The organism is Blastococcus sp. SYSU DS1021 (genome assembly GCF_054050995.1).
This window is the reverse complement of sequence record NZ_JBJHAL010000006.1, coordinates 117395-142901: the sequence shown is the minus strand read 5'-3', so window position 1 is coordinate 142901 and position 25507 is coordinate 117395. Positions and strand designations below refer to the sequence as shown.

The following is a 25507-nucleotide window of genomic DNA, read 5'->3' as shown; positions in this document are numbered from 1 at the left end:
CGGCCGGTCGACGCCGCCCCGGTCAGCGCGCGGTCGTGCCGCCGGAGCCGGTGCCCTTGCCCTTGTTCCTGAAGTTCGAGACGGCGTCCTTGATCTTCTGCTGGTTCTGCGGCTTCCTGGCCTCGTCCATGACCTTCTTGGCCATGCCACCCTTGGCGATCTTGCTCATGATTCCCATGCCCCGGTGGATGCCCACTGCGCCGGCACGGGAACCCCCGGGAGGCGATCGGATCACGCGGCCCCGGGCGGGTCGGCCTCCGCGTCGGGCCCGGCGCCCGGGTCGCGGGCGAGCAGGTAGGTGGCCACGCCGAGGATGATCCCGGCGGCGGCGGACAGCGCCACGATCACCGGGGTGCTGATCTCGCCGAGCACGGCGGTGAGCAGGTCGCGGGAGCGGGACGTGGGGTCGGCGAGGACCACCCCGACGAAGACGGCGACCAGCACCCCGGTCCCGGCGGCGGCGACGTGGGCGAGCCGGCCGGTGAACCCCATGCGGTCGCTCACGCTGCGGGCGGCCTTGACGATCCGTCCGGCGCGCAGGATGCGCAGGGCGCCGACCGTGCGCACCAGCCGCAGGATCTGGACCGGGCCGAGCGCGAAGACGACGGCGACGACCACCGCGACGGTGAGGGCGACCAGCCCCACGTGCCCGCGCAGCCAGGCACGCTTGTTCTCGGCGACGACGAGCAGGATCACCGTCTCGGCGACCAGCACCAGCCCGCTGACGGCGTCGATCGCGTGCCCGGCGGTGCCCAGCGTGCCCTCGGCGACGGTGAGGAACATGGCCGGGATCGAGGCCAGCGCGGCCACCAGGACCGGCACGGCGAGCCGCTCCTGCCAGCGCTCCTCGCGGGTCTTCACCGGGGCCCGGGAGGCGGACCCGGGAACGGGAGCGACCCCCGGCCGCGAGGCGGCTGCCTCGGGACCGGGGGTCGCTCCGTGGTTCCGCACGGTGCGGGGGTCAGCGGGTGGCGCCGCGACCCTTGCCGCCGCCGCCGCCACCGCTCTTGTTCTGGAAGTCCGCGATGAACTTCTTGATCTTCGCCTGGTTCTGCGGCTTCTTGGCCTCCTGGAACACCTTCGCCGCCACCCCGGACGCGATGAGCTTCCGCATCATTCCCATGTCTGCCTCCTCGTCGTCGCACCGGCTCGCCGGCCGGCCGGCTGATCAGGACCATCCCTGCCCCGCGGCGGCCCCCGCCAACCACCGGGCGGCAAGTCTCACCCGGTCGGTCACCAGGTGTCGACGTGCGGGCGCACCTTGCCCGGCGGCCGGGGGGTGGCCGCCGCCTCGCGGGTCAGCGTGGTGATCCAGCGGCGGGTGTCGACGGGGTCGATGACGTCGTCGATCTCCCAGTGCGCGGCGACGTTGAGGCCGCGGCCCTTCTCGTAGGCGGCGGCGACGGCGGCGTCGAACGCCGCCGCCCGCTCGGCGTCGTCCTCGATCACGGCGAGCTCCCGGCGCATGCCGAGGCGCACCGCGCCCTCCAGGCCCATCGGCCCGAACTCGCTGGTCGGCCAGCCGACGGTGAACCGCGGCACCTTGGTGCTGCCCCCGGCCATCGCCTGCGCGCCCAGCCCGTAGGCCTTGCGGACGACGACGCTGCCGACCGGCACCGACAGGGTGGCGCCGGTGACGAACAGCCGGGAGAAGTGGCGCACCGTCGCCGTCTTCTCCGACTCCGGCCCGACCATGAAGCCCGGGGTGTCGCAGAGCGAGAGCACCGGCAGGCCGTGGGCGTCGCAGAGCTGGAGGAAGCGGGCGGCCTTGTCGGCGGCGTCGGCGTCGATGGCCCCGCCGAGATGCGTGGGCACGTTGGCGAGGACGCCGAGCGGCGCACCCTCGACCCGCGCCAGAGCGGTGATCATGCCGGCGCCCCAGCCGTCGCGGAGCTCGAGCACCGACCCCTCGTCGGCCAGCGCCCCCAGCACCGCGCGCATGTCGTAGACCCGCTTGCGGTTCTCGGGCACGAGGTGGCGCAGCAGCCGCTGGTCGGGGGCGGTCCACCCGGCCACCGGCCCCTGGAAGTACGACAGGTACTGCCGGGCCGCGGCGACGGCGGCGGCGTCGTCGGCCACCCGGATGTCGACGACCCCGTTGGCGTGCTGGACGTCGATCGGCCCGATCTCCTCCGGTGCGACCACGCCGAGCCCGCCGCCCTCGATCATCGCCGGCCCGCCCATGCCGATGTTCGCGTCCTCGGTGGCGATGACGACGTCGCAGGTGCCGAGCAGCGCGGCGTTGCCGGCGAAGCAGCGGCCGCTGGCGATGCCGACGGTGGGCACCAGCCCCGACAGCCGGCCGAACAGGGCGAAGGCCGCCGTGTCTAGCGCGGAGACGACCGGGTGGTCGACGTCGCCGGGCCGCCCACCGCCACCCTCGGCGAAGAGGACGACCGGCAGCCGCCGCTTCTCCGCCAGCTCGAACAACCGGTCCTTCTTCAGGTGCCCGCGCATGCCCTGGGTGCCGGCGAGCACCGTGTAGTCGTAGGAGACGACGACCGCCGGGTGGCCGGCGATGTCGGCGAGGCCGCCGACGACGCCGTCGGCGGGCGTCTTCCGCTGCAGCTCCTCGCGGCTGCGGCGGCGCTCCTGCGCGGCGAAGACCAGCGGCCCGTACTCCAGGAAGCTGCCCTCGTCGACGAGGTCGGCCAGGTTCTCCCGCGCCGTGCGCCGGCCCAGCGCGTGCCGCTTGGCGACGACCTCGGGGCGGTGCTCGTCGAGCCCCAGCTCGTGGCGGCGGCGCACCTCGGCGAGGTCGGGGCGGTCGGCGTCGAGGTCGATCGCCGCCGCGTCGGCCGCGGCGTCACCGTCGGCGTGCTGCACGTCGGCGAGCAGCTGCCCCTGCCGCACGGTGTCGCCGACCCGCACCGCGATCCGGCGCACGGTGCCGCCGGCCGGCAGCGCGACGACGTGCTCCATCTTCATCGCCTCGAGGACGACGACCGCTCCCCCGGGCTCGACCGTGCTGCCCTCGGCCGCCGCGACCGCGACGACGGTGCCGGGGACCGGCGCGCGCAGCCCCTCCCCCGCCTCGGGCGCGGGCGCGGGCGCGGCGCTGCCGGCCAGCTCGGCGAGGTGGTCGTCGACGAAGGTGGTGGTGGCGCGTGCGGCGTCCGGGCGCGCGAGCAGGGCGCGGAGGAATTCGGTGTTGGTCGGGACGCCGGCGACCTGCACCTCGCCGAGCGCCCGGTGCAGGTGGCGCAGCGCGTCGGCGAGCGCGCCCTGCCGCTCGTGCACCACCACTTTGGCCAGCAGCGGGTCGTAGCGCGGGCTCTGCTCGGCGCCGGGGCGGGCGGCGGTGTCCACCCGCACGCCCGGGCCGCCGGGAAGCGCGAGGGCGGTGATCGTGCCGGCGGAGGGGACGACGGCGCCGTCGGCGGTGAGGGTCTCGGCGAGGACGCGGGCCTGGACGGCGGTGCCGACCGGACGGGGCGCACCGTCGGCCAGCCCCAGGTCGGCGAGGGTCGCGCCGGCGGCAACCCGCAGCTGCATGCGCACCAGGTCCAGGCCCAGCGTCTCCTCGGTGACCGTGTGCTCCACCTGCAGCCGCGGGTTGCACTCCAGGAAGGCGAACCGCTCGGGCGCCCCGGCGGGCACGAGGAACTCGACGGTGGCCAGCCCGCGCAGCCCGACGTGCCGGGCGAGCGCCGCCGCCGCGTCGTGCAGCCGGCCGCGGACGGCATCCGGCAGGTCCGGTGCGGGGGCGATCTCGACGACCTTCTGCCGGTTGCGCTGCAGCGAGCAGTCGCGGTCACCGAGGACGACGACGTCCGCGCCGGCGTCACCGAGCAGCTGCACCTCGACGTGCCGGGCGTCCTCGACCAGCTCCTCGGCCAGCAGCGCCTCGGTGCCGAAGGCGACGCGGGCCTCGCCGGCCAGCGCGGCGACCGCGGCCGCGACGTCGTCGCCCCGGCGCAGGACGCGGGTGGCCCGCCCGCCCCCGCCGAACCGCGCCTTGAGCATCACCGCGCCGGTCGCGTCGAGCAGGTCGGCGACCTCCTGCGAGGTGGCGGCGTCGCCGGTGCCGTGCGGAACCGGCACGCCGGCGGCCTCGGCGGCCGCGCGGGCGAGCACCTTGTCACCGAGCGTCTCCAGGACGGAGGCGCCGGGGCCCACCACCGCCGGTGCCTCGCCGCTGACGCCGCACGCCCGGGGCAGCGCCGGGCTCTCGGAGAGGAAGCCGTAACCGGGGTGGATCAGCGCGCAGCCGGTGTCCACGGCGGCCTGCACGACCGCGGCGGCGTCGAGGTAGGCCGCCGGACCGCTGCCGGGGAGGAGGTGGACCTCGTCCGCGGCGGCGAGGTGCGGGGCGTGCGGCTCGTCGGCGGCGGCGACGGCGACCGACGTCAGCCCCTCGGCGGCGGCGGCGCGGGCGATGCGGACGGCGATCTCGCCACGGTTGGCGATCAGCAGGCGGGCCACCCGGCGATGCTCGCACGACCCGCCGACCGGCCTGTGGCGGTGGTCACCCCGCAGACGACGGTGCCGCGGCCGGAAGGCCCGGTCGCGGCACCGCCGTCCTCGCAGGATCGATCAGGGCTGCAGGCCCGTGAACGCACCCGAGCCGATGCGCTGCACCTCACCGGCGCCGGGCATGCCCAGGAAGCCGGCCACGCTCCACGCCGAGGCGTACAGGTGCCCGTGCGTCCACTCCAGCCCGGTCGGCATGGTCACCTGCGCGGTGGCCCGCTCGCCGGAGGGCGAGATGCGGGTGACCTCGCCGATCGTGGCGGGGTCGAAGTCCTCCGCCGGCGGGCCCTCGGGGAAGCCCTCGAGGACGTTGGACGCGTAGACGGTGCCGTGCGGGTCGACGGCGACGCCGGTGACCCCCGTCAGCCCACCGATCACGTCGACGACCTCGCCGTGCCGGTCCAGCACGTAGACCCGCGCCGCACCGGGCGCCTCGGCGCCCAGCGTGCCGACGTAGATGAGGCCGTTCGGGCCCTCGGCGATCTCGGTCGGGACCGAGTCGCACCCCACGGTGCCGGGGTTGTTCTCGGCCTCCGCGCACTCGGGGGTGTCGGTGACCGTCGGCGGCACGAAGAACGTGCTGATCTTCCCGCTGCGCAGGTCGATGGAGAGGACGGCGTTGGCGCCGGCGTCGCTGACCAGCAGCCGGTTGGGCTGAGCGAGCACCGCGAACGGGTTGGACAGCGTCTCGATCGGCACCTGCTCGCCGTCGACCTCCATGAACTGCTGCTGCCCGTCGGGGTTGTGGTCCAGCTCGTACTGGAGGAGGTCCCACGTGCGCAGGATCTGGCCGTTCGGCTTGGCCTCGACGACCACCTGGCTGGGTGTGCCGGGCGGCACGGGGGGAGCCCCCTCCTCCGCCGGCGGGGCTTCGCCCACCGCGACGAAGAGGCCGCCGTACTTGTAGTCGACACCCTGCGCGTTGCCCAGGCCGCTGAGCAGCGTCCGGACCCGCCCGTCGCGCAGGTCCACCGAGGACACCTCGCCGGAGTCGGCCTCGGCCACCACGAGCTGGTGGCCCTTGAACTCGCTGAGCTGACGCGGTCCGTCCAGCCCCGCCGCCACGGTGACGATGTCGTCCTCGCCGCCGTCCGCCAGTGCCGTCGCCGGGGACACCGCCACCAGCGCCAGCGCCGCGGCCGCTCCCACGGCCGCCCTCCCTGCCTTCATCCTGCTCCCCTTGCCTCGAGATCCCCCGTGGAACGTCCGGGAAACTGCCAGGCCTCTGCCACCGGGAAGTGAACCGTCGACGTCCGGTTCTCCCGCTCCCTGTGCGTCGTTGCTAGGTGTAGTCACTCCATCGACAGCGTCCCGGGAGGCTCCGGATCAGCCCTGTACGCGGCGGACACGGCGGAGCGCACAGCGTGCGGACCCGCCGCGACAGAGGAAGTAAGCGTGCGCTGACGATCGGTGACCGGCGAGGCCGCGCCTCGCGCCGTCGTCCGCGCGTCCACGGTGGTCGGCGCGCGAGTCGCCCGGGCCCGCCCCCGTGGTCGACACGCCGCTCGCGGGCCGGTCCCCCGCGTGTCGGCCGGTGGGTAGGTGGACGGATCCCGACCTAGCGTCGTCGCGGTCCGGACGGGATCCCGTCGTCACCGCTCCCGGTGACACCCGTCCGACACCGCCGAACCGGGCGTCGGATCCGACCGCCGCCCGGACCGGGGACCCACCGCAGCACTGGGGTGAAGCGTGGCCGCGAGCCGGTCAAGCCGGGCGAGTTCCCCGCCCGAACCCGTCAGCTAACCCGGTAGGCGGTCGATGGAGAACAGGAGAACCGTCGTCCATGACGACCACGCGCACGTCCACCACCCGCCGCTCCGTCCGCGGCGCGGCGCTCGCCCTCTTCACCGGAGCGGGCATCGCTCTCACCCCGTTCGCCGCCACCGCTTCCACCGGTGACGGCGGTGGCGGCGGCACGACGACCGTCGTCACCACGCCCGTCGTGGCGCCCACCCACGCCGCCCAGGTCGCCGTCGACACGGCCCTGGCGCAGCAGGGCAAGCCCTACGTCTGGGGCGGCACCGGCCCCGGCGGCTACGACTGCTCCGGCCTGACCTGGTCGGCCTACCAGGCCGCGGGCGTGGAGATCCCCCGGACCTCGCGGGCGCAGTCGACGGCGGGGGTCTACGTGGACCGGGCCCACCTGCAGCCCGGCGACCTGATCTTCTTCTACGACCCGGTCGGTCACGTCGGCATGTACATCGGCGACGGGCTGATGGTGCACTCCTCCACCTACGGCAACCCGGTGGCGGTCGTGCCGGTGGACTCGATGTGGGGCTACAACACCGCGCGTCGCGTCGTCTGATCCGGCGCTCTCCCCGGTGCCCCGGCCGATGCGGCCGGGGCACCGGGGCGTTCACACCAGGCGCAGCGTCGCCCGCTTGAGCCGCACGATCAGCCGCATGCCGCCGGACTCCACCAGCTCCCGCTGCCGTGCGCGCAACTGCTCGCCGAGCTGCTCGAGCCGCTCCTCGCCCAGGGCGTGCGCCTGGGGGAACATCCGCTGCTCCTCCTCCATCGTGTGGTGGCGCAGCGTCTTCTCCAGCATGCGCACCTCGGTGGTGAACTCCGGGTCGTCGGGTGCCGTGCGCATCACGGTGGCCAGCTGGTCGTCGATCTGCCGGTGCTCGGCGTGCGCGAGGGAGAGCAGCGGCGAGACGTCGACGACGGCCGGGTAGAACAGCTCGTCCTCGATCTGGGTGTGGATCTCCAGCTCCCGCAGCAGCCGGCCGCGCAGCTCCTCCCGCCGCTCGGTCTCCTCGCCGGTCGTCTCCGCCAGGTCGCGCAGCAGCCCGCGCAGCACGTCGTGGTGGGCGGTCAGAACCTCGTCGGCCTTCATCGGGATGCCTCCTGGACGGTGGTGATCGCGGTGGGCGTGCGCCAGTCGGCCCGGCGGCGCACCTCGACCCGGCCCTCGCGGACCCGCGTGTCGAAGCAGGGCAGCGGTGCGGTGGAGGGGCCCTGGGCCGGCTCACCGGTGGCCAGGTCGAACCGCGACCCGTGCCAGGGGCAGACCAGCTCGCCGCGGTGCAGCCAGCCCTCCCCGAGCGGCCCGCCCTGGTGGGGGCAGCGGCCACCGACGGCCTGCACGGCACCGCCGGTGGCGACGAGGACGACGGGCATGCCGTCGACGTCCACCGGCACCGGCTCGCCCTCGGGCAGGTCGGCCAGGGCGGCGGCGTCGGTGAAGCGCCGCGGTTCGTAGCTGCGGACGGCGTGGTCGGTACCCATCCCGTGCCGGTAGGAGAGCGCGCCACCGAGCCAGCCGCTGGCGACGGTGACCGCGTAGCCCGCGGCGGCGGTGACGCGCGCGCGGGCGGCCCGGCCGCGGGCCCGATCGGCCAGCGACCAGGTGTAGAGCGCGAGCGCGGCACTGTTCAGCCCGGCGTGCACCAGCCCGACGCGGCGGGCCTGGTCGTGGGCGTGCTGCCAGTCGGTCAGCCCGGTGGCCGCCGCGGCCACCGCGCCGGCGACGCCGACCCGCACCGCGGTGCGGGCCGCCGCCCCGGAGCCCGGCCCGCCGCGGCCCGTGGCGTCCAGGGCGTCGAGGGCCAGGGCCGCCGTCCACGACCCGATCGGCACGGTGACCAGGGCGGGGTGCAGCGGGTGGCCGAGCCAGACACCGTGCAGCAGGTCCTGCAGCGGCCGTGCATAGCGCCCGGCGAGCAGGAAGGTCAGCGAGATGCCGTGCTCGACCGGGTAGCTGGGGGCGTCGAGGACCTCCCAGCGCTCGACCGCCCGCAGGGTCCGCTCGAACACCCCCCGCACAATCACCGGCGCACTCTCCGTCGACGCATTCTTCGCATCTGCCCAGGTGGGGAGCGGTGAAACAGCGCGGGACCGGCTCGTGCGCCGCGCCGCGGCGTCGTAGCGTCCGGTGCCATGGCGACGCGAGAGTTCCGGACGGTGCTGGAGGGCGGTTCCTACTTCGAGGGGCCGCGGTGGCGCGACGGGCAGTGGTGGGTCTCGGACTTCTACCGGCGCACCGTCAGCCGGGTCTCGCCCGGCGGCGGGGAGAACGTCGTCCTCGAGGTGGAGAACCAGCCCTCGGGCCTGGGCTGGCTGCCCGACGGCTCGTTGCTCGTGGTGTCGATGAAGGACCACCGGCTGCTCCGGGTCGCCGACGGCGAGGTGTCCACGCACGCCGACCTCTCTGCGGTCTGCGGCGGGCACCTCAACGACATGGTGGTCGACGCCGCCGGCCGGGCGTTCGTCGGCGACTTCGGCTTCGACCTCATGGGCGGTGGCGCGCCCGCCCCTGCGTCGGTGAAGCGGGTCGACCCCGACGGGACGGTGACCGTGGTGGCCGAGGACCTGCGCTTCCCGAACGGCTCGGTGATCACCCCGGACGGCGGCACGCTGGTCGTCGGCGAGACGTGGGGCAACCGCTTCACGGCGTTCGACATCGCCGCCGACGGCTCGCTGGGCGGCCGCCGGGTGTGGGCGGAGCTCGGCCCGATGCCGGTGGGCGACTCGGTCGAGGAGCTCATCGGGCAGGTGGTGGTCGCCCCCGACGGGTGCACGCTCGACGCCGAGGGGCACGTCTGGGTCGCCGACGGGCTGAACTCCCGGGTGGTCCGGGTGGCGGCCGGCGGCGCGATCGTCGAGGAGATCGCCGCACCGGACGGCATGGGCGTCTACGCCTGCGCGCTGGGTGGGGACGACGGCCGCACGCTGCTGCTGTGCTGCGCACCGGACTTCTACGAGCACACGCGGGCACCGGTGCGCGAGGCGGTGCTGGTGTCGACGGAGGTCGCCGTCCCGCACGCCGGCCTGCCGTGACGCGATGTTGATCAGGTGACCTGATCGTTAGGGGTCCTGGCTCAGCGTCGACAGTGAGCCAGGACCACCGCAGGTGAGCCAGGACGCCGTGCCGGGGCTCACCAGGCCCGCGGCGTGCCCCGTCGGATCGCGCCGTCGACCGCCGGACCGGTGCCCTCGAAGAGCTCGGCCCGGCCGCGGCCGAGGACCTTCGCGTCGTAGAGGGCGCGGTCGGCACTGCGCATCAGCTGGGAGGCGCTCTCGCCGAACGAGTAGCCGGCCACCCCGCAGGAGAGCGAGATGTCGGGGTGCAGCGCGCAGATGCGCCGCACGAGGGCGAGCGCCGTCGTGGCGCGGACGCCGGGCAGCAGCAGCGAGAACTCGTCGCCCCCGTGCCGGGCGAGCACCGCCCCGGCCGGCAGCTGCGCCCGCCAGACGTCGGCGACCCGGCACAGCACGCGGTCACCGGCCTCGTGGCCGTAGGTGTCGTTGACCGACTTGAAGTGGTCGACGTCGAGCAGCGCCGCCGACAGCGGCTCGCGGGTGCGGCCGGCCTCCGACAGCAGCTCGTCGAGCGCTTCGTCGAAGCCGCGCCGGTTGCGCAGACCGGTCAGGGGGTCGCGGCTGGCGCCCGAGGCGCGGATGACCAGCCGCCGGATGACGACGCCGAGGCCGACGAGCACGACGTCCAGGCCCAGCGCGGTGGGGAGCGGCACGCCACCGGAGACCTGCAGGGACGCGGTGACGGCGGCTACCGCGAGAGCCTGGTGCGCCCACGCCTGGCGCCCGGTGAAGAACAGGTGCGCGTCGACGACGACGAAGCTGATGAGCGTGGCGGCGGCCAGCGCGGTGACCGGGTCGGGGCTGGCCACGACGGCCGTGGCGATGAGGACGTCCGCGGCACCCACCGCCACGTCGAAGACCCTGCGCGGCCACCGGGCGCCCCACCGGGCGACGACGACCGCCGCTGCCAGCGCGGTGAGCGAGAGCGCGAGCAGGACCGAGCGGAGGGCACCCGGCTGGGCCCCGGATGCGATGAGCAACCCGGCGGCGCCGCCGAAGCCGTAGAAGATGGCCAGCGTCTGCGCCATGACGCGCAGCGTCGCCACCTCGGGCGCTCCTGACCGGCTCACCTGGAGAACGTCGGCCGTTCCGCGCCCGACCTTGAGGCCCCGCCAGGGGTGACCCGCCTCGCACCGACTCGCCCGTCCGGTCGCTCCGGGGGCTCGGGACGCCGGACATCGACGGGGCTCACAGGAAACCTCCCTAGGATGACGGTTCGACGCCGACCTGAGGAGCACCGCCTCATGGCCCCCGTCCCGCCGGACCGCCGCACCACCCGCTGGCTCCGCCGCCGGCCCACCGAGCCGCTGCCGCAGCCGGAGCCCGCCCGGCGTCCCCGGTTCGACCGTCCACCGCCGGTGGGCAACGACTGGTACGGCGCTCCGCCGCCGGCCGGTGGCCCGCCGCGGTACGAGCAGCGTCCGTACGGACAGCCTCCCTACGAGCAGCCTCCCTACGGGCAGCCGCCGTACGGGCAGCCTCCCTACGGGCAGCCGCCGTACGGACCGCCGCAGTACGGGCCGCCGCCGCGCCCGTGGCCCGGGGAGGAGCCGCGGCGTGCCTACCCGACGGCCCGGCCGGAGGGCCCCTTCCCGCCCGCGCCCGAGCGTCCGCTCCCGCCGCCGCGCGGCCGCCGGGGTCGCCGGGACCGCCCTCCGCGGCGTCGCCGGGGGCTGGTCCGTCGCGTCGTCCGCGTGCTGGCCGTGGTCGGCGTCGTCCAGGCGCTGGTGGTGCTCTCGCTGCGCTGGGTGGACCCGCCCACGACGGCCTTCATGGTGGCCAACCCCGACGGCGCGATCCAGCAGTCGGTGCCGGTCGAGCACGTCTCCCGGAACTTCCTCGCCGCGGTCATCGCGCACGAGGACGCGCAGCTCCCCTACCGCTCGGGCGCCTTCGAGTGGGACGCGCTGTGGAGCCGGGCGACGGCCCACCTCTCCGGAGAGGACGACCCCTCGGGTTCCACGATCCCGCAGCAGATGGCCAAGAACCTGTTCCTCAACCAGGAGCTCAGCGCCTGGCGCAAGGGGGTCGAGGCCCTCCTGGCCGTCGAGCTGGCCGCGTTCGTCGACGACCGCCGGATGCTCGAGCTGTACGTCAACTACGCCCAGTTCGGGCCGACGATCTACGGCGTCTGCGCGGCCGGCTGGTACTACTTCGACTCCCCGCCGGCGGAGCTGTCCGCCGCGGAGGCCGTGCAGCTGGTCGGCCTGCTCCCCTCCCCCGGGCACGTGCAGCGGGCGCCCGGCGGCGGCATGGACTTCCAGGTGGACGACGGGCTGGGCTGGCTGTCCCGCTCGCACGTGGTGAACGCCCAGAACCGGGTGCCCGCGCACCTCGAGCGGCTCGGCTTCCAGCCGGTCGAGGACGTCGGCATCGAGGGGCTGGCCTCGGACCAGGAGCCGTCGGCCGACGACTGCTCGACGCCTCCGCAGGAGGTCACCGACCTGATCGCCGCCGAGGGCACCGGCTGACCCGACCGCCGGTCAGCCGGCGAGGTGCGCGCCCAGCCGGTCGAGGAAGGGCAGTTGACCGCGGACGATCTTCACCCGCGCGGTGGCGAGGTCGAACCAGGCCGCGCGGTCGATCTCCGGGAACTCCTGCACCCGGCCCGACCGCGGCGGCCACTCCAGCTCGAAGGTGTTGCTGGTGATCGCCCCGGCGTCGAGGTCGCCCTCGCCGGCCCAGACGGCGAGCAGCTTGCGGCCGCGCACCTCGCCGAGCGGCTGCAGCGACGCGGCCGGCACCGGGCAGCCCAGCTCCTCGGCGAACTCGCGGCGCGCGGCGGCCTCGGCGTCCTCGGCCGGGTCGTGCTCCCCCTTGGGGACCGACCAGGCGCCGTCGTCCTTCCGCGCCCAGAACGGCCCGCCCATGTGACCGAGCAGCACCTCGACCGCCTCGCCGGTGCGGCGGTACAGGAGGACGCCGGAGCTGCGGACGGGAGGCACCCGCTCAGCCTGGCATCCGGGCCGGGTGCGCGGACCCCGGGCCCGGACACGGCTCTGGCGGCTACCCGTGCGCGGTCAGCACCTCGGCGCCCGCGAGGTCGTGGTGCCGGCCGCGGGGCAGCATCAGCGGCTTCCCGGACACCGGGTCGGTGACGATCAGGCTGGGCAGCCCGAACACCGCCTGCACCGTCTCCGGGGTGAGCACCTCCTCCGCGGTCCCGGCCGCGTGCACCCGGCCCCCGGCCAGGGCGACCAGGTGGTCGGCGTAGCGCGCGGCCAGGTTGAGGTCGTGCAGCACCATGACGATCGTCGTGCCGCGGGCGCGGTTGAGGTCGGTGAGCAGGTCGAGGACGTCGACCTGGTGGCTCACATCCAGGAACGTCGTCGGCTCGTCGAGCAGCAGGACGTCGGTGCGCTGCGCGAGCGCCATCGCGATCCACGCCCGCTGGCGCTGGCCACCCGACAGCTCGTCCACCGGCCGGTCGGCGAGCTCGACGGTCTGGGTGGCCTCCAGCGCCGCGGCGACTGCCTCGTCGTCCTCCCGGCTCCAGCGGGACAGCAGCCGCTGGTGCGGGTGCCGCCCGCGGCCCACCAGGTCGGCCACGGTGATGCCCTCGGGGGCGATCGGCGACTGGGGCAGCAGGCCGAGGATGCGGGCCAGCTCCTTGGCCGGCATCCGGTGCACCGCCTTGCCGTCGAGCAGCACCTGCCCCCCGCGGGGGCTGAGCAGCCGCGACATCGAGCGCAGCAGCGTGGACTTCCCGCACGCGTTCGCGCCGACGATGGCGGTGATCCGGCCGGGCGGGATCGCCAGGTCCAGCGAGTCGATCACGGCGTCGTCGGTGTAGCCGAGGGTCAGTCCCTCGGCGACGAGCCTCCGGTCGCGGGTCACAGGCCGCCTCCCGTGCGGTTGGTGCGGACGATCAGGTAGATGAGGTAGGGCGCGCCCAGCACCCCGGTGACGACGCCGACCGGGAAGCGGGTGCCGAGGGCGAACTGGCCGACGAGGTCGGCGACGAGCACGAGCAGCGCCCCCACGAGCGCGGCGGGGACCAGCAGCGAGCCGTGCGGCCCCACGATGCGGGCGGCGATCGGGCCGGCGAGGAAGGACACGAAGGCGATCGGTCCGCACGCGGCGGTGGCGAAGGCGAGCAGGCCGACGGCGGCGACGATCACCACGACGCGGGTGCGGTCGACCCGGACGCCCAGCGCGGAGGCGGTGTCGTCACCGAGCTGCAGCGCGGAGAGCTCCCGCGACCGGGTCAGCAGCACCGGGCCGAGCACGGCGAGGGCGACCAGCGCCGGCAGGGTCGCCGCCCAGGTGGTGCCGTTGAGGCTGCCGGTCAGCCAGCGCAGCGCCTCGGCGAAGTCCCACGCCCCGGCCTCCGAGAGGACCCAGGAGGTGATGCTCCGCGACATGGCGGCGACGCCGATGCCGATGAGGATCAGCCGGGTGCCCACGACGCCGTCCTTGAAGGCCAGCCCGTAGATGGCCAGCGCGACGCCCAGCGCGGCGACGATCGCCAGCGCGGAGACCGCGGTGCCGCTCCACCCGAGGACCACGATCCCGAAGGCGGCGGCGGCGCTGGCCCCGGAGGTGATGCCGATGACGTCGGGGCTGGCAAGCGGGTTGCGCAGCATCGTCTGGAAGGTGACCCCGGCCAGGCCGAAGCTGAGCCCGGCCACGACCGCGAGGACCGCGCGCGGCAGCCGCAGCCGGCCGACGGTGAACGACGCGCCCGGCACCTCCTGGCCGAGCACGACGCGGAGCACGTCCTCGGGCGGGTAGAAGGTCCGCCCGACCATCAGCGTGGCGGCGAAGGTGACGACCACCAGCCCGGCGAGGACCGCGATGACGGTGCGCCGGCGGGCGGAGCGGCGCACCCGGCCGGCGGCGACGGCGTCGACGGTGGCCGGCCGGGCGGTGACGACGGCGGTCACAGCTCGCTCACCTTCTGCCGGCGCACGATCCAGATGAAGAAGGGGGCGCCGACGAGGGCGGTGAGGATGCCGACGTCGAGCTCCTCGGGCCGGGCGACGACCCGACCGATGACGTCCGCCGCGGTGAGCAGGGCCGCGCCGGTGAGGGCGGAGAACGGCAGCAGCCACCGGTGGTCGATGCCGACCAGCAGCCGGCACAGGTGCGGGACCACGAGCCCGACGAAGGCGATCGGCCCGGCGACGGCGGTGGCGGCGCCGCAGAGCAGCACCGAGCCCAGCGCGGCGACGCCTCGGGCGAGCGCGACCCGCTCGCCGAGGCCGGCGGCGAGGTCGTCGCCGAGCGCCAGGGAGTTGAGGCTGCGGGCCGACAGCAGGCTGATCGCCAGGCCCACGAGGAGGAAGGGCAGCACGGTGCCGATGCGGTCGAAGGTGGCGCCGCCGACGCCGCCGATCTCCCACGACTGGACGCTCTCGGCGATGTCGCCGCGCGGCAGCGCGATGGCGGTGACGAACGAGGTGAGCGCGGCGGCGGTGGCCGCCCCGGCCAGGGCGAGCTTGAGCGGGGTGGGCCCGCCGCGCCCCAGGGACCCGACGGCGTAGACGAAGACGGCCGCGACCGCGGCGCCGGCGATCGCCGTCCACACGATCGCGGTCTCGGAGAACAGGCCGAACCAGGCGAGCCCGACGACGACCGCGAGCGAGGCGCCCATGTTGATGCCGAGGACGCCGGGGTCGGCCAGCGGGTTGCGGGTGACGCCCTGCATGACCGCGCCGGAGAGCCCGAGCGCCGCGCCGACGACGACGGCGAGAACGGTGCGCGGGATCCGCTTGGTGACGGCGGCCTCGGCGATGGTCTCCGAGGAGCCGCCGAGGGCGGCGACGATGTCGGCCCAGCCGACGCCGCGGGAGCCGATCGCCACCGAGGCGCCCATCAGCGCGACGAGGACGGCGAGGACGACCAGCAGCCAGAGCAGCCGGACCGGCCCCGGACGCCGCCGCGGGAGGGCGGCGGCGTCCGGGGCCGGCGGGGTGTCGACCGAGGTCACGGGGCCTTGGCGGCGGCCTCGGCGAGCATGCCGACGTAGTCCTCGAGCACCCACGGGATGGCCAGCGGGGTCGGGTTGGCGGCCGTGCCGAGCGGGGTGTTGGGCAGCAGCACGATCGCACCGTTGCGGACGGCGGGCATCTGCGACAGCAGCGGGTCGGCCTCCAGCGCGTCGACCAGCGACTGGTCGCCGTAGGTGACGATCAGCTCGACGTCGTCGAGGGTGTCGATCCGCTCGGCGCTGATCGAGCCGGAGTACTCGTCCGGGTCGGTGGAGGCCGCGGCGATGCTCTCGGGGGTGGCCAGGCCGAGGTCCTCGAAGAAGGCGGCCCGGGTGTCGTGCGGCGTGTAGAAGCTGACCTCGCTGAGGTCGGTGGTGTCCACGTGGGTCATGAACATGGTGGCCGTGCCCTCGAGCTCGGGGTGCTCGGCGACGGCGTCGGAGATCTGCTGCTCGAGGTCGGCGATGAGCTCCTCGCCGTCGGCGGCCATGCCCATGCCGGCGGCGTTGACCTCGATCATGTCCTGCCACGGGGTCGCCCAGGGCGCCTCGGGGTAGGCGACGACCGGCGCGATCTCGCTGAGGGTGTCGTAGTCCTCCTGCGTGAGGCCGGAGTAACCGGCGAGGATGACGTCGGGGTTCGTGTCGGCCACGGCCTCGAAGTCGATGCCATCGGTCTCGTCGAACAGCACCGGGGTCTCGGCGTCGAGCTCCTCGAGCCGCTCCTCGACCCAGGGCAGCAGGCCGTCGCCGTCGTCGTCACCGAAGTTGGCGGCGGCCATGCCGACCGGCACGACGCCGAGGGCCAGCGGCACCTCGTGGTTGGCCCACTGGACCGTGGCGATCCGCTCGGGCATCTCCGGGATCGTGGTGGTGCCGAGGGCGTGCTCGATGGTGATCGGCGTGAACTCCCCCGCGGACCCGGTGGTCTCCCCCGCCTCCGACGAGGAGCAGGCGGCGAGCCCGACGGTGAGCAGAGCGGCCGCGGAGGCGGCTGCCAGGTGGGATGCGCGGGTCATGGTGTCCTTCCGGGCGCGCCACGGCGGCGCGGTGATCAACTAAGGATTGCCTAACCGAAGTCTGAGTGACCGTCCGGCCGGAGACAATCCCTCGATCAGGACACCCGATGTCGCGAATCGGACACCTACTGGGCGCGGAACCGCCCGGGGCTCATGCCGGTGACGCGGCGGAAGGCGGCGCCGAACGCGCTCACCGACCGGAAGCCGACGCGGCCGGCGATCTGCTCGATCTCCGCGCCGTGGGCCAGCATCGTGATGGCGTGCTGCGCGCGGGCGGCGGCGACCCACTGGCCGAAGCCGAGCCCCGTCTCGCTGCGGAAGGCGCGGGTGATGGTGCGGGTGCTGACGCCCAGGCGGGCGGCCCAGCCGGCGAGGGTGGTGTCGTCGGCGGGGTCGGTGCGCAACGTGTCGACGATGGGCGCGAGCAGCCGGGACGACGGCACGCGCAGCAGCAGCTCCCGCGGTGCGGGGCGCAGGACGTCGAGCACCATCGCCTCGGTCGTGGCGCGGGAGCCGGCGTCGAGGTCGGGGGCGTCGAGCCGGTCGAGCAGCAGCCGCAGCAGCGGGGTGATCTCCACGGCGACGGGCTGGTCGGCCAACCGGGGCGCGTCGTCGACGCAGAAGTGCACGGCGCGCATCCAGGTGCCGGCGGGCGCCCAGCCGGTGTGGCGGATGCCCGCGGGCAGCCAGAGCCCGTGCGCGGGGGTGATGGTCCACAGCCGGGAGTCGACGGTCACCGACGACGCGCCCCGGCTGTTCCAGAGCAGCTCGTGCGTCGGGTGCGAGTGCTCCTCCCACCAGGTGTCGGTGGAGAGCGCCGCCGACCAGCCCAGGGCGACGAACGGGACGTCGATCGACCCGGCCTCGTAGACCGGGAGGCTGATCCGCTCGACGGCCCGCGCCGCGAGCCCGGTGGCGGTCATCGGCTCGCGCCCCCGGCCGGGACTGCGGGCTGGTCGACGATCACGTGCACGGCTCCCGGGGGTCTCAGCGCTCCTGCGTGACGGGAATCGTCGCAGAAGCCGCCGAGCGGGCGCCGGTGGCCGCCCCGGCCCGGACGGCGGGCGTCGCCGTCCGGGCGGGGTGGTGCGGGCGGGCGGCGCCCGGCGGCTCAGCGCTCCCGGATGCCCTCGTCCGGCCGGGGCCGGTGCACCGGGCGCGGCCCGGCCGCGGGCTCCAGCCGCTGGGTGATCTCGAGCTCACCCGTCTCCGGGGCGGCGTGCCGACCGATGCGGGGCATCTTGAACTCGGCCGTCTCGTCCAGCAGGTGCTTGCTCACGTCGCCGTCCTTCCGTGGAGGTTTCGCCCAGCGTACGGAGCAGAACGGGCCCGCCACGGCACCCGCGGGGAAAGCCCAGGTCGACTGTTGCGTCCGGGACGTCTGTGGCGAACGGGTGCCCGCCTCGGCCCGCGCACGGTCCCGCGGGAGATGCTGGGACCGATTCCGCCGTCCGAGGAGTGCCCGTGCCGTCCATGCACCGCAGCCACCGCGTCATGGGCGCGCTCGCCGGCTCGGCGGTCGGTGATGCACTCGGGGCGCGGTTCGGAGCCGGCGCGCCGGGGCAGTTCTCGGCCCGCTTCCCGGAGCCGGCGCGGGGCTCGCGGACGGAGATGTGCGGCGGCCCCGACGACCGGGAGCCGGGCGAGTTCACCGACCGCACGCGGCTGGCCCTGCAGGTCGGCCGGTCGCTGCTGGAGCGCGACGGCCCGGACGAGGCCGACCTGGTCGCGGCCGCGGGGAACGGCTCGCTGGCGCCGGCGGTACCGGCGGCGATCTGGGGCGCGCGGTCCGGGGCGGCGGCCTCCGCGGATGCCGCGCGGCGGATCGCGGCGCTGGCGCACGGCGACCCGGCGGACGGTGAGGGGTCCGTGCTGTTCGCCGAGCTGCTGCGGGTGGCGCTGGACGGCGGCGACCCGCTGGCGGCGGTCCCCGCCGCGCTGTCGCTGGTGGCCGACGAGCAGCGGTGGGCGGCCGTGCTCGCGCCGGGCTGGACGCCGGCTGAGGACGGCGGGCCGGACGGCGCGGCGGAGCCGGCGCTCGGTGCGGCCGTGTGGGCGCTGCGGCGCGGGCGGTCCTTCGCCGAGGTGCTGCGGCTGGGGGTCGACCTGGGCGGGGACACCGGCACGGTGGCGTGCGTCGCCGGGGCGCTGGCCGGTGCGGTGTTCGGCATGGGGAGCATCCCGATGCGCTGGGCGTCGGCGGTGCACGGCCGGGTGCCCGGGTCCGGCGACCGGGTGGGGCTGGCCGACCTGCAGGAGCTGGCGACGCTGCTCGACAGCAAGCCGTGGGTGCCCAACGACCCGGGCGTGATCCCGCGGATCGGCCCGGCGGAGGTGCTGCCGGGCATCTGGGCGGGGAACCTCGACGGCGCCCGGTTCAGCGAGCGGGACTTCGCCGTCATCTCGCTCTGCAAGCTGGGCGAGCCGTTCGGCCACCCGGTGCACCGCGTCGCCCACATCGCGGACACCGAGCACAACCCCGGGCTCGACGCCGTGCTGGCCGACGTCCTCGACGACATGGCCGCACTCCACGCCGAGGGGCACCGGCTGCTCGTGCACTGCCACGGCGGGGCGTCGCGAACCGGGCTGGTGCTGCGCGGCTGGCTGGTGCGGGAGAAGGGGATGTCGGTCGAGGAGGCGACGGCGCACGTCGCCGAGCGCTGGCCGCACCTGGGGCTGTGGAACGAGAGCTTCACCGCCGCGCTGCAGCGCCTCGCCGCTGAGCGGGTCAGCCCGCCGGCAGGGTGATCGACGACGGCGCCGCGCTGCCATGGCAGATGCGGTGGGTCACCGGCACACCGCGGGTGCCCTCGCCGGGCGGTTCGCCGGTGCCGAGGTTGCGCGCGTAGCGCGGGTGGGCGCCGCCGGAGACCTGCAGCCGGATGCGGTGCCCGGCGCGGAAGCGGTGCGCGACGTCGGGCAGCGTCGTCTCCACGACCCGCTCCCCCGCCACCGGCTCCTCGCCGGGCGCCGGGTCGAGCCGCACCAGCCGGTCGGTGACGTTCATCGACGCACCGTCCGGGCCGACATCGCACAGCCGCACGAAGACGTCGGCGTACGGGTTGTCGGACTCGTGGAACAGCCGCACCCGCGCGCCGCCGAGCAGCTCGACCGGCCGGCGCAGCGGCGCGGTGGTGAAGGTGCGGACGTCGTCGCGCGCCTCCAGGTCGCGGTTGTCCCGCTGGCCGGCGCTGGCGGCGAGCACCCGCCCGCCGACCGACGGGGTCGGGTCCATCGGGTCGTAGGTGAAGGTGGTGGGCTCCTCCGGCCCGGTCGGGGCGTCGTCGGCCAGCCGCCCGCCCGCGGCGAGGTACCAGGCGCGGTCGGTGGTGGTCGGCGGCCAGTCGGGCATCGTGCGCCAGGTGCGGGCGCCGGTGACGTGCACCCGGACGCGGCCCGGCCGCTGCGGGACGGGCGCTGCGCCGTCGACGGGCAGGTGGGTGGCGAGCCAGGCGAGGCTTTCCGGCGTCGTCACGGCGGCGTCGATGGTGAGGTGCGCCCACGGGCCGAGGGTGAGGCCGACGTCGACGCCGCGGTCGCGCAGGACGGCGTACTGGTACAGCGTCTGCTCGACGAACCAGTCCTGCCAGCCGCCGATGAGCAGCGTCGGGACGGTGCTCGTGTGGACCGCGGGGGTGGCGCGGTAGCGGTCCCAGTAGGAGTCGGCGAGGTCGGGGTGGGCGAGCCACTCGTCGAACCACGGGGCCGGGGCGCCGCCGAACCGCTCGGCGAGCCCCTGCAGCGGGAGCTCGCCGAGGTGCGGGGCCAGCCGCCGCTCCGCCGTCATCAGCCGGTAGAGCCCGCGCAGGAAGCTGACCCGCTCCTGGTGGGCCACGAGCTCGGTCCAGATGGCGAGGTTGGTGAGCTGGAAGGCGCCGTCGACCATGCCCGCCTGGGCGAGGTCGTGCGGTCCGATGTGCAGCACCATCGCCTTCAGCTCGGGCGGCGGGTCGAGGGCGAGGGCCCACTGCGTGTAGCCGAGGTAGCTGGGGCCGAGGGTGGCGAGCCGGCCGTCGAACCAGGGCTGCTCGCGGAGCCAGGCGACGGTGTCCTGCCCGTCGTGCTCCTCGTGCACGACGGGGCTGAACTCGCCGCCGGAGCCGAAGGTGCCGCGCACGCTCTGCACCACCACCGCGTAGCCGCGCTCGGCGTACGGCACCGTCATCGCGAAGGCGAACCCGAGGCCGCGGCCGTAGGGCGAGCGGAGCAGCACGGTCGGGTGCGGACCGGCCGACGCCGGCAGGTAGACGTCGGCCCGCAGGGTGGTGCCGTCGCGCATCGGGACGTCGACGCCGCGCAGCACCCGCACCTCGTGGGTGGCCGGGGGCAGCTGCCACCGCTGGCTCAGCGCTGCGGCGGCCATACGGGCCGGCCGTGGGAGCGGCGTGGGGAGCGTGCGGTCGGTCCAGGGCACGAGAGCCTCCAGTTCGGTGGGCGGCGATCCGGGACCCTAGCCGCGGGCTCGGCCCACGAGATGCGCGGTCAGCCGGTCGAGGAAGGGCAGCCGCTCAGGTCCACACAGTTCTCTCACGGCGGCAGTTGGAAGGTGCACCGCGGCCCGGACGCGGCGGCGAGACGCCGGTCGAGGGTCCACAGCGGCGCGTCGAGCGCCTCGGCCAGCGCGACGTAGGCGGCGTCGTACGCGGTGACCCCGGCGTGCAGTTCCCACACGCGGTCGGCCAGCGGCTCGAACGGGAAACACGTCAGCGGTAGCTCGACGAGGTCACGGTGGGCGAGCGCGCCGACGTCCGCACCGAGCCGGCCGGCGAGGACGGCGCGCCGGAGCACGTTCGACACCTCGACGTACACGTGCGCCGGCGCTGCGAGGTCCTCGCCGCGCAGCCCGGCGCGCGCCCAGGAGCCGTCCGAGCCCCCATCGATCAGCGCGGCAGCGAGGACGGACGCGTCGACCACGACGGTCACCGTCGGTCGGCGTCGCGCAGTTCGAGGATCGCGTCACCGGACAAACGGCTGCCGGTGGTGAGCACGCGGTGTTGAACGCGGTCCCACAGGGCGTCCGGGCTGGGGCGCCGCGCGAGCGCCACCAGTTCTGCACGCAGGTACTCCTGCAGCGACTGACCGGCTCGGGCCGCGCGCGCCGCGAGCTCATCCCTGGCGTCATCGGGGACGCCCCGGATCGTCACGGAGACGGGCATGCATGCACATTAGCTGCAGAAGCAGCACTATGGCGGTGACCAAGCGGTGACCCGAGCTCAGCTCGCCAGGAGGCGCCAGGTGGCGTAACCGTCGTCGGCGGCGTCGCCGAGCCGGCGCCACTCGGGAGCATCCGGATTCCCGAGCACCTGGTCGAGCCGCTGCAGCCGCTTGCGGTCGCTGCCGGCGAACCGGTTCCGCTCGGCGAGCGGATCAGCGATCAGGCCGGCCAGGAAGGCGGCGTCCCCGCTATGCCGTTCCGCATCGCGGGCGTCGGTGGCCCAGGCGGCGGCCTTGAGCACCAGGGCACCGAGCAGGTCCGGCACCGGGACCGGCGCCGTCCGCTCGCCCTTGGTCACGTGCACGGGCATGGCCCGCCGCAGGGCCTGGGTGCCGCCCTCGATGCGGATGGTGTCCCCACCGACCGTGCGCAGCCGCCGCCGCGGGGGCGTGTGGTCAGGGGCCAGGACGTCGGCGCGGGCCTGGTCCCGGGCCCGGACGAAGCGGTAGACCCTGCCGGCCGAGTCCGGCTGCGGTTCGAGGTCCAGATCCCGCACTGCACGGACGCAGCGCGCCAGTCCGGCGTCGTCGGTGAGCAGGTCGGCGAGGACGTCGACGTCCTGACTGGCCCGCGTGGCCACCCGCCCGGCGACCAGCCCGTGCAGCATGACCATCTGGCCGCCGACGAGCACCCAGCCGGTCGGCGGCAGCTGCTCGGCGAGGTCGGACGAGGTCCCAGAGGGTGTCCAGCGGGCCGGCCAGCGCCGGCAGCTGGACCCGCGCCTCCGCTGCGGTCACCGGCTGAGGTCGCCCAGCGCGGCGGCGAGCAGGTCGAGTCCGGCTCGCCGGGTGCGCACGTCGGGCGACTCGGCGAGGTCGACGGCGACGACCGCGGCCGGCATGTGGGCGCGGCCGGTGAGGTCCACCTCGTACCGGGGCACGTGCACGACCAGGTTGGCCTCCCCCCGCTCGGAGAGGCCGAGCTCGCGGCGCAGCTCGTCGAGCGTGGCTTCGGCGCAGTACAGCTCGGCCGCGGCCTCGGCAGCGACGATGTCGGCACCGACGACGGCCGCCGCGGTCAGCCCGGAAGGGACGACGCCGTCGGCGTCGAGCAGCCGCTGCCGGTAGGCGGGCAGGACCCGCAGCTCGTGGCGCTCCGCCCGGTCCCGGGCTGCGGCGACCAGCCGCTCGGCGTCGTAGCCGCGCAGCCGGGCGAGCAGCCGGGAGCGGTCGGCGGGCGGCAGCCAGTCGACATCCTCCCCGGAGAGCTGCCAGAGCGCGGCCCACACGGTTCGCGGGGCGAGGGCACGTCCGGCCGTGATCGGCAGGCGGGCCCGACCCTCGACGGCGTCCTCGTCGAGCACGAGTGTGCGGCCCACCCGGTGGGCCGCCAGCTTTCCGGCGCGGATCAGCCGGCGGACCTGCTCCGGTTCGACACCGAGACGCTCGGCGGCCTGGTCGACGGTGAGCATGCCGATCCCCTCGGTTGCACAAATAGGCGTGTTACACGACCTATTGTGCCAACGGGCGGGCGCGCGCCGTCCGCGGCGCGCAGGAACGACGCCGGTTCCTCTGTCCCGGGACCTGATGGCGACCTGACGCTCCGCCGCGCCCGGCGATCGCCTCATAGGGGCTTCGGGCCCTGATCGCCGGGACCTGACGGCCTGCCGATCGCCGTGGCGAGGCCCTAGCGTCCGAGGGGACGTCGTCCCGGCGACGGAGGAGCAGCATGCGCGCGGTGCAGTACCGGACCATCGGCGGCGAGCCCGAGGTGGTCGACGTCCCCACTCCCGAGCCGGGCCCGGGGCAGGTGCGGCTGCGGGTCCCCGCCGCGGGGCTGTGCCACTCCGATGCGTTCGTCATGAGCCTGCCGGCCGAGCAGTACATCTACGGGCTGCCGCTCACACTGGGACACGAGGGCGCAGGCGTCGTCGACGCGCTGGGCGAGGGCGCCACCGGCGTCGAGGTGGGTGAGCCGGTCGCCGTCTACGGGCCGTGGGGCTGCGGGCTGTGCCACGCCTGCGCGCGTGGTGCGGAGAACTACTGCCCACGCGCTGCCGAGCTGGGCATCCAGCCGCCGGGGCTCGGCTCCCCCGGCGCGTTGGCCGAGTACATGGTCGTCGACGACGTCCGGCACCTCGTCCCGCTCGGCGACCTCGACCCGGTGGCCACCGTGTCGCTGACCGACGCCGGGCTGACGCCGTACCACGCGATCGTCTCCAGCCTCCCCGCGCTGCCGACCGGGAGCACCGCGGTGGTGATCGGCGCCGGTGGGCTGGGGCACGTGGGCATCCAGATCCTGCGGGCGATCACCGGCGCCACCGTGGTCGCGCTGGACATCAGCGAGCAGAAGTTGATGCTCGCGCGCGAAGTGGGAGCGCACCGCGCGCTGCCGTCGGACGAGTCCGCCGTCGCGGAGATCCGCAAGCTGACCCGCGGGGTGGGTGCTCAGGTGGTGTTCGACATGGTCGGGGCGCCGCCGACCCTGGAGATCGCCCGGAAGTCGGTGGCGCTGGACGGCGTCATCCAGATCGTCGGGATCGGCGGCGGGCTGCTGCCCACCGGGTTCTTCTCGACGCCGATGGGTGCGTCGGTGCGGGCGCCGTACTGGGGTACGCGGTCGGAACTCATGGAGGTGCTCGACCTGGCGCGGGCCGGGGCGATCCACGTCGAGGTGGAGCGGTTCACGCTCGACCAGGCGCCGGAGGCCTACCGGAGGCTGCACGAGGGCACGATCCGCGGCCGCGCCGTCGTCGTCCCCGGGGACTGACCGCCGGCCGGGGGCGAAGACGCCCACCACGGCCGCCTCCGCCCGGGGGCGCTCTCGCACGAGCACAGGCACGTCCATGCCCGCCGCCGGCCGGCCCCTACGGCGACGTCGCCCCGGGTCGCACCTCACCCACCGCCCCGGCGACGGGCGTGCGCGGCTCCTCCCCGGCCAGCACCGCGCGGACGTTGTCGACGGCGAGCCTGCCCATGGCGTCGCGGGTCGCCAGCCCGGCGCTGGCGATGTGCGGCAGGAGCACCACGTTGTCCAGCGAGCGCAGCCCCGGGTGCACCTGCGGCTCGTTCTCGTAGACGTCGAGACCGGCCGCGGCGATGACGCCGTTCTCCAGTGCGTGGACGAGCGCGGCCTCGTCCACGACGGGCCCGCGGGCGGTGTTGACGAGGATGGCGGTCGGCTTCATGGTCGCCAGCTTCTCCGCGTCGATGAGGTGGCGGGTGGCCGGCGTGAGCGGGCAGTGCAGTGACACGACGTCGCTCTCGGAGAGCACGCGCTGCAGGTCGGCGGGCTCGACGCCGTACGCCGCCGCCTCGTCGCTCGACGCGCGGCTGCCCGTGGCGAGGATCCGCATGCCGAAGGCCGCGGCGCGTCGGGCCACGGCCATGCCGATCCGGCCGAGGCCGACGATGCCCAGGGTGGCTCCACCACTGACATCGAGCCCGACGAAGGACTGCGGACCCCAGATCCAGTCGGCGCCCGTGCGCATGAACCGGTCGGCCTCGACGATCCGCCGCGACGTGGCGAGGAGGAGCGCGAACGCGCAGTCCGCGCTCGCCTCGTCGAGGACCCCCGGGGTGTTGGTGACCACCACGCCACGGGCGTGGGCCGCGGCGACCTCGACGTTGTCGTAGCCGACCGCGACGTTCGCGACGATCCGCAGGCCGGGTCCCGCGGCGTCGAGGACCTCGCCGTCCACCCGGTCGGTGAGCAGGGTGATGAGCGCGGAGGCACCCCGCACAGCGGACAGCAACTGCTCGCGCGAGGGAGGCCGGTCGGGGTCGTCGTGCACCACCAGCGGCACACCGAGATCGCCGGCCGCGGCCATGGCGGCAGGCGTCAAGCGGCGGCTGAGATAGACGTGCCCCATCACCGGCCGCCGCGGAAGGGCTGGATCCGGCGGGTGCCTTTGGGGACCTCCGCGTCGAGTGCGTCGGTCACGTCGTCGGCAGCTGTGGGAGGCACGGGGTCGGTCTACTACATCGCGGCGGCCGACGGGCGCCTGCGGAGTCGTCCGCGCGGGGACCTGGAGGGTCGCCGCGGCGCCGGAGGCCGACCGCAAGCTGCACAACGGCACGATCCGCGGTCGCGCTCGTCGTCCTC

General features: G+C 75.2%; 26 protein-coding genes and 1 riboswitch. Of the genes, 5 read left to right on the top strand and 21 right to left on the bottom strand.

Annotated elements, in window-relative coordinates; all coding sequences use genetic code 11:
• Window positions 1-22 precede the first annotated feature (22 nt).
• The 5 genes from ACI8AP_RS06615 to ACI8AP_RS06595 form a co-directional block, all read right to left on the bottom strand.
• Window positions 23-178 carry a hypothetical protein gene (locus ACI8AP_RS06615; protein ID WP_456588545.1) on the bottom strand — a complete coding sequence of 52 codons (156 nt, stop codon included), beginning with the start codon at window positions 176-178 and terminating at the stop codon, window positions 23-25.
• 53 nt (window positions 179-231) lie between these two features.
• Window positions 232-861: a hypothetical protein gene (locus ACI8AP_RS06610; RefSeq protein ID WP_456588544.1), complete on the bottom strand. Its 630-nt coding sequence runs from the start codon at window positions 859-861 to the stop codon at window positions 232-234.
• A 100-nt stretch (window positions 862-961) separates the two neighbouring features.
• Complete coding sequence (locus ACI8AP_RS06605) at window positions 962-1123, bottom strand: hypothetical protein (protein WP_456588543.1); 162 nt, start codon at window positions 1121-1123, stop codon at window positions 962-964.
• Window positions 1124-1233: 110 nt separating this feature from the next.
• Complete coding sequence (locus ACI8AP_RS06600) at window positions 1234-4425, bottom strand: carboxyl transferase domain-containing protein (protein WP_456588542.1); 3192 nt, start codon at window positions 4423-4425, stop codon at window positions 1234-1236.
• Window positions 4426-4536: 111 nt separating this feature from the next.
• Entirely contained in the window at window positions 4537-5622 is a 1086-nt protein-coding gene (locus tag ACI8AP_RS06595) for a ScyD/ScyE family protein (protein ID WP_456588541.1), read from the bottom strand.
• 463 nt (window positions 5623-6085) lie between these two features.
• Window positions 6086-6242, top strand: a riboswitch (cyclic di-AMP (ydaO/yuaA leader).
• Between the two features lie 14 nt (window positions 6243-6256).
• Here ACI8AP_RS06595 and ACI8AP_RS06590 point away from each other — a divergent pair.
• Window positions 6257-6778 (top strand): C40 family peptidase, encoded by a 522-nt coding sequence (locus ACI8AP_RS06590; RefSeq protein ID WP_456588540.1) that lies wholly within the window; start codon window positions 6257-6259, stop codon window positions 6776-6778.
• 51 nt (window positions 6779-6829) lie between these two features.
• Here the strand turns inward: ACI8AP_RS06590 and ACI8AP_RS06585 are convergent, their stop codons facing one another.
• On the bottom strand, window positions 6830-7312 hold the full coding sequence (locus tag ACI8AP_RS06585; RefSeq protein ID WP_456588539.1) for a hemerythrin domain-containing protein: 483 nt from the start codon (window positions 7310-7312) through the stop codon (window positions 6830-6832).
• Window positions 7309-8232 (bottom strand): Rieske 2Fe-2S domain-containing protein, encoded by a 924-nt coding sequence (locus ACI8AP_RS06580; RefSeq protein WP_456588538.1) that lies wholly within the window; start codon window positions 8230-8232, stop codon window positions 7309-7311. The genes ACI8AP_RS06585 and ACI8AP_RS06580 overlap by 4 nt, the downstream gene beginning before the upstream one ends.
• Window positions 8233-8355: 123 nt before the next feature.
• Here ACI8AP_RS06580 and ACI8AP_RS06575 point away from each other — a divergent pair, with 123 nt between their 5' ends.
• Entirely contained in the window at window positions 8356-9255 is a 900-nt protein-coding gene (locus ACI8AP_RS06575) for an SMP-30/gluconolactonase/LRE family protein (RefSeq protein ID WP_456588537.1), read from the top strand.
• 98 nt (window positions 9256-9353) lie between these two features.
• Here the strand turns inward: ACI8AP_RS06575 and ACI8AP_RS06570 are convergent, their stop codons facing one another.
• On the bottom strand, window positions 9354-10367 hold the full coding sequence (locus tag ACI8AP_RS06570) for a diguanylate cyclase domain-containing protein (RefSeq protein ID WP_456588536.1): 1014 nt from the start codon (window positions 10365-10367) through the stop codon (window positions 9354-9356).
• Window positions 10368-10541: 174 nt separating this feature from the next.
• On the opposite strand from ACI8AP_RS06570, the gene ACI8AP_RS06565 reads away from it, so the two are divergent.
• Window positions 10542-11768 carry a transglycosylase domain-containing protein gene (locus tag ACI8AP_RS06565; protein ID WP_456588535.1) on the top strand — a complete coding sequence of 409 codons (1227 nt, stop codon included), beginning with the start codon at window positions 10542-10544 and terminating at the stop codon, window positions 11766-11768.
• A gap of 12 nt (window positions 11769-11780) precedes the next feature.
• Here ACI8AP_RS06565 and ACI8AP_RS06560 read toward each other — a convergent pair whose 3' ends face one another.
• The 7 genes from ACI8AP_RS06560 to ACI8AP_RS06530 all read right to left on the bottom strand — a co-directional run bounded on the left by ACI8AP_RS06560 (window position 11781) and on the right by ACI8AP_RS06530 (window position 17527).
• Window positions 11781-12242: an NUDIX domain-containing protein gene (locus ACI8AP_RS06560; RefSeq protein WP_456588534.1), complete on the bottom strand. Its 462-nt coding sequence runs from the start codon at window positions 12240-12242 to the stop codon at window positions 11781-11783.
• A gap of 61 nt (window positions 12243-12303) precedes the next feature.
• Window positions 12304-13134: an ABC transporter ATP-binding protein gene (locus ACI8AP_RS06555; protein WP_456588533.1), complete on the bottom strand. Its 831-nt coding sequence runs from the start codon at window positions 13132-13134 to the stop codon at window positions 12304-12306.
• Window positions 13131-14183 carry a FecCD family ABC transporter permease gene (locus ACI8AP_RS06550; protein ID WP_456588532.1) on the bottom strand — a complete coding sequence of 351 codons (1053 nt, stop codon included), beginning with the start codon at window positions 14181-14183 and terminating at the stop codon, window positions 13131-13133. The genes ACI8AP_RS06555 and ACI8AP_RS06550 overlap by 4 nt, the downstream gene beginning before the upstream one ends.
• Window positions 14180-15229, bottom strand: a complete 1050-nt coding sequence (locus tag ACI8AP_RS06545) for a FecCD family ABC transporter permease (protein WP_456588531.1) — start codon at window positions 15227-15229, stop codon at window positions 14180-14182. Before ACI8AP_RS06545 ends, ACI8AP_RS06550 begins: the two co-directional genes overlap by 4 nt.
• Complete coding sequence (locus ACI8AP_RS06540) at window positions 15226-16248, bottom strand: iron-siderophore ABC transporter substrate-binding protein (RefSeq protein WP_456588530.1); 1023 nt, start codon at window positions 16246-16248, stop codon at window positions 15226-15228. Before ACI8AP_RS06540 ends, ACI8AP_RS06545 begins: the two co-directional genes overlap by 4 nt.
• Before the next feature lie 125 nt (window positions 16249-16373).
• A complete protein-coding gene (locus ACI8AP_RS06535; protein WP_456588529.1) occupies window positions 16374-17171 on the bottom strand; it encodes a helix-turn-helix domain-containing protein in 798 nt (265 codons plus the stop codon).
• A 188-nt stretch (window positions 17172-17359) separates the two neighbouring features.
• Entirely contained in the window at window positions 17360-17527 is a 168-nt protein-coding gene (locus ACI8AP_RS06530; protein ID WP_456588528.1) for a hypothetical protein, read from the bottom strand.
• A gap of 194 nt (window positions 17528-17721) precedes the next feature.
• Between ACI8AP_RS06530 and ACI8AP_RS06525 the strand changes: the two genes are divergently transcribed.
• Window positions 17722-18996 (top strand): ADP-ribosylglycohydrolase family protein, encoded by a 1275-nt coding sequence (locus ACI8AP_RS06525; RefSeq protein WP_456588587.1) that lies wholly within the window; start codon window positions 17722-17724, stop codon window positions 18994-18996.
• Here the strand turns inward: ACI8AP_RS06525 and ACI8AP_RS06520 are convergent.
• The 5 genes from ACI8AP_RS06520 to ACI8AP_RS06500 form a co-directional block, all read right to left on the bottom strand.
• Complete coding sequence (locus tag ACI8AP_RS06520) at window positions 18977-20662, bottom strand: CocE/NonD family hydrolase (RefSeq protein WP_456588527.1); 1686 nt, start codon at window positions 20660-20662, stop codon at window positions 18977-18979. The genes ACI8AP_RS06525 and ACI8AP_RS06520 overlap by 20 nt on opposite strands.
• A 113-nt stretch (window positions 20663-20775) precedes the next feature.
• On the bottom strand, window positions 20776-21162 hold the full coding sequence (locus tag ACI8AP_RS06515; protein WP_456588526.1) for a type II toxin-antitoxin system VapC family toxin: 387 nt from the start codon (window positions 21160-21162) through the stop codon (window positions 20776-20778).
• A 5-nt stretch (window positions 21163-21167) separates the two neighbouring features.
• Window positions 21168-21404, bottom strand: coding sequence for a FitA-like ribbon-helix-helix domain-containing protein (locus ACI8AP_RS06510; protein ID WP_456588525.1), 237 nt, complete (start codon window positions 21402-21404; stop codon window positions 21168-21170).
• 57 nt (window positions 21405-21461) lie between these two features.
• Complete coding sequence (locus tag ACI8AP_RS06505) at window positions 21462-22094, bottom strand: hypothetical protein (protein WP_456588524.1); 633 nt, start codon at window positions 22092-22094, stop codon at window positions 21462-21464.
• Between the two features lie 102 nt (window positions 22095-22196).
• Window positions 22197-22874, bottom strand: coding sequence for a helix-turn-helix domain-containing protein (locus ACI8AP_RS06500; RefSeq protein WP_456588523.1), 678 nt, complete (start codon window positions 22872-22874; stop codon window positions 22197-22199).
• Window positions 22875-23131: 257 nt separating this feature from the next.
• On the opposite strand from ACI8AP_RS06500, the gene ACI8AP_RS06495 reads away from it, so the two are divergent.
• Window positions 23132-24172 carry an NAD(P)-dependent alcohol dehydrogenase gene (locus tag ACI8AP_RS06495; RefSeq protein WP_456588522.1) on the top strand — a complete coding sequence of 347 codons (1041 nt, stop codon included), beginning with the start codon at window positions 23132-23134 and terminating at the stop codon, window positions 24170-24172.
• Window positions 24173-24269: 97 nt separating this feature from the next.
• On the opposite strand, the gene ACI8AP_RS06490 is transcribed toward ACI8AP_RS06495, so the two are convergent.
• A complete protein-coding gene (locus ACI8AP_RS06490; RefSeq protein ID WP_456588521.1) occupies window positions 24270-25247 on the bottom strand; it encodes a 2-hydroxyacid dehydrogenase in 978 nt (325 codons plus the stop codon).
• Window positions 25248-25507: the final 260 nt, after the last annotated feature.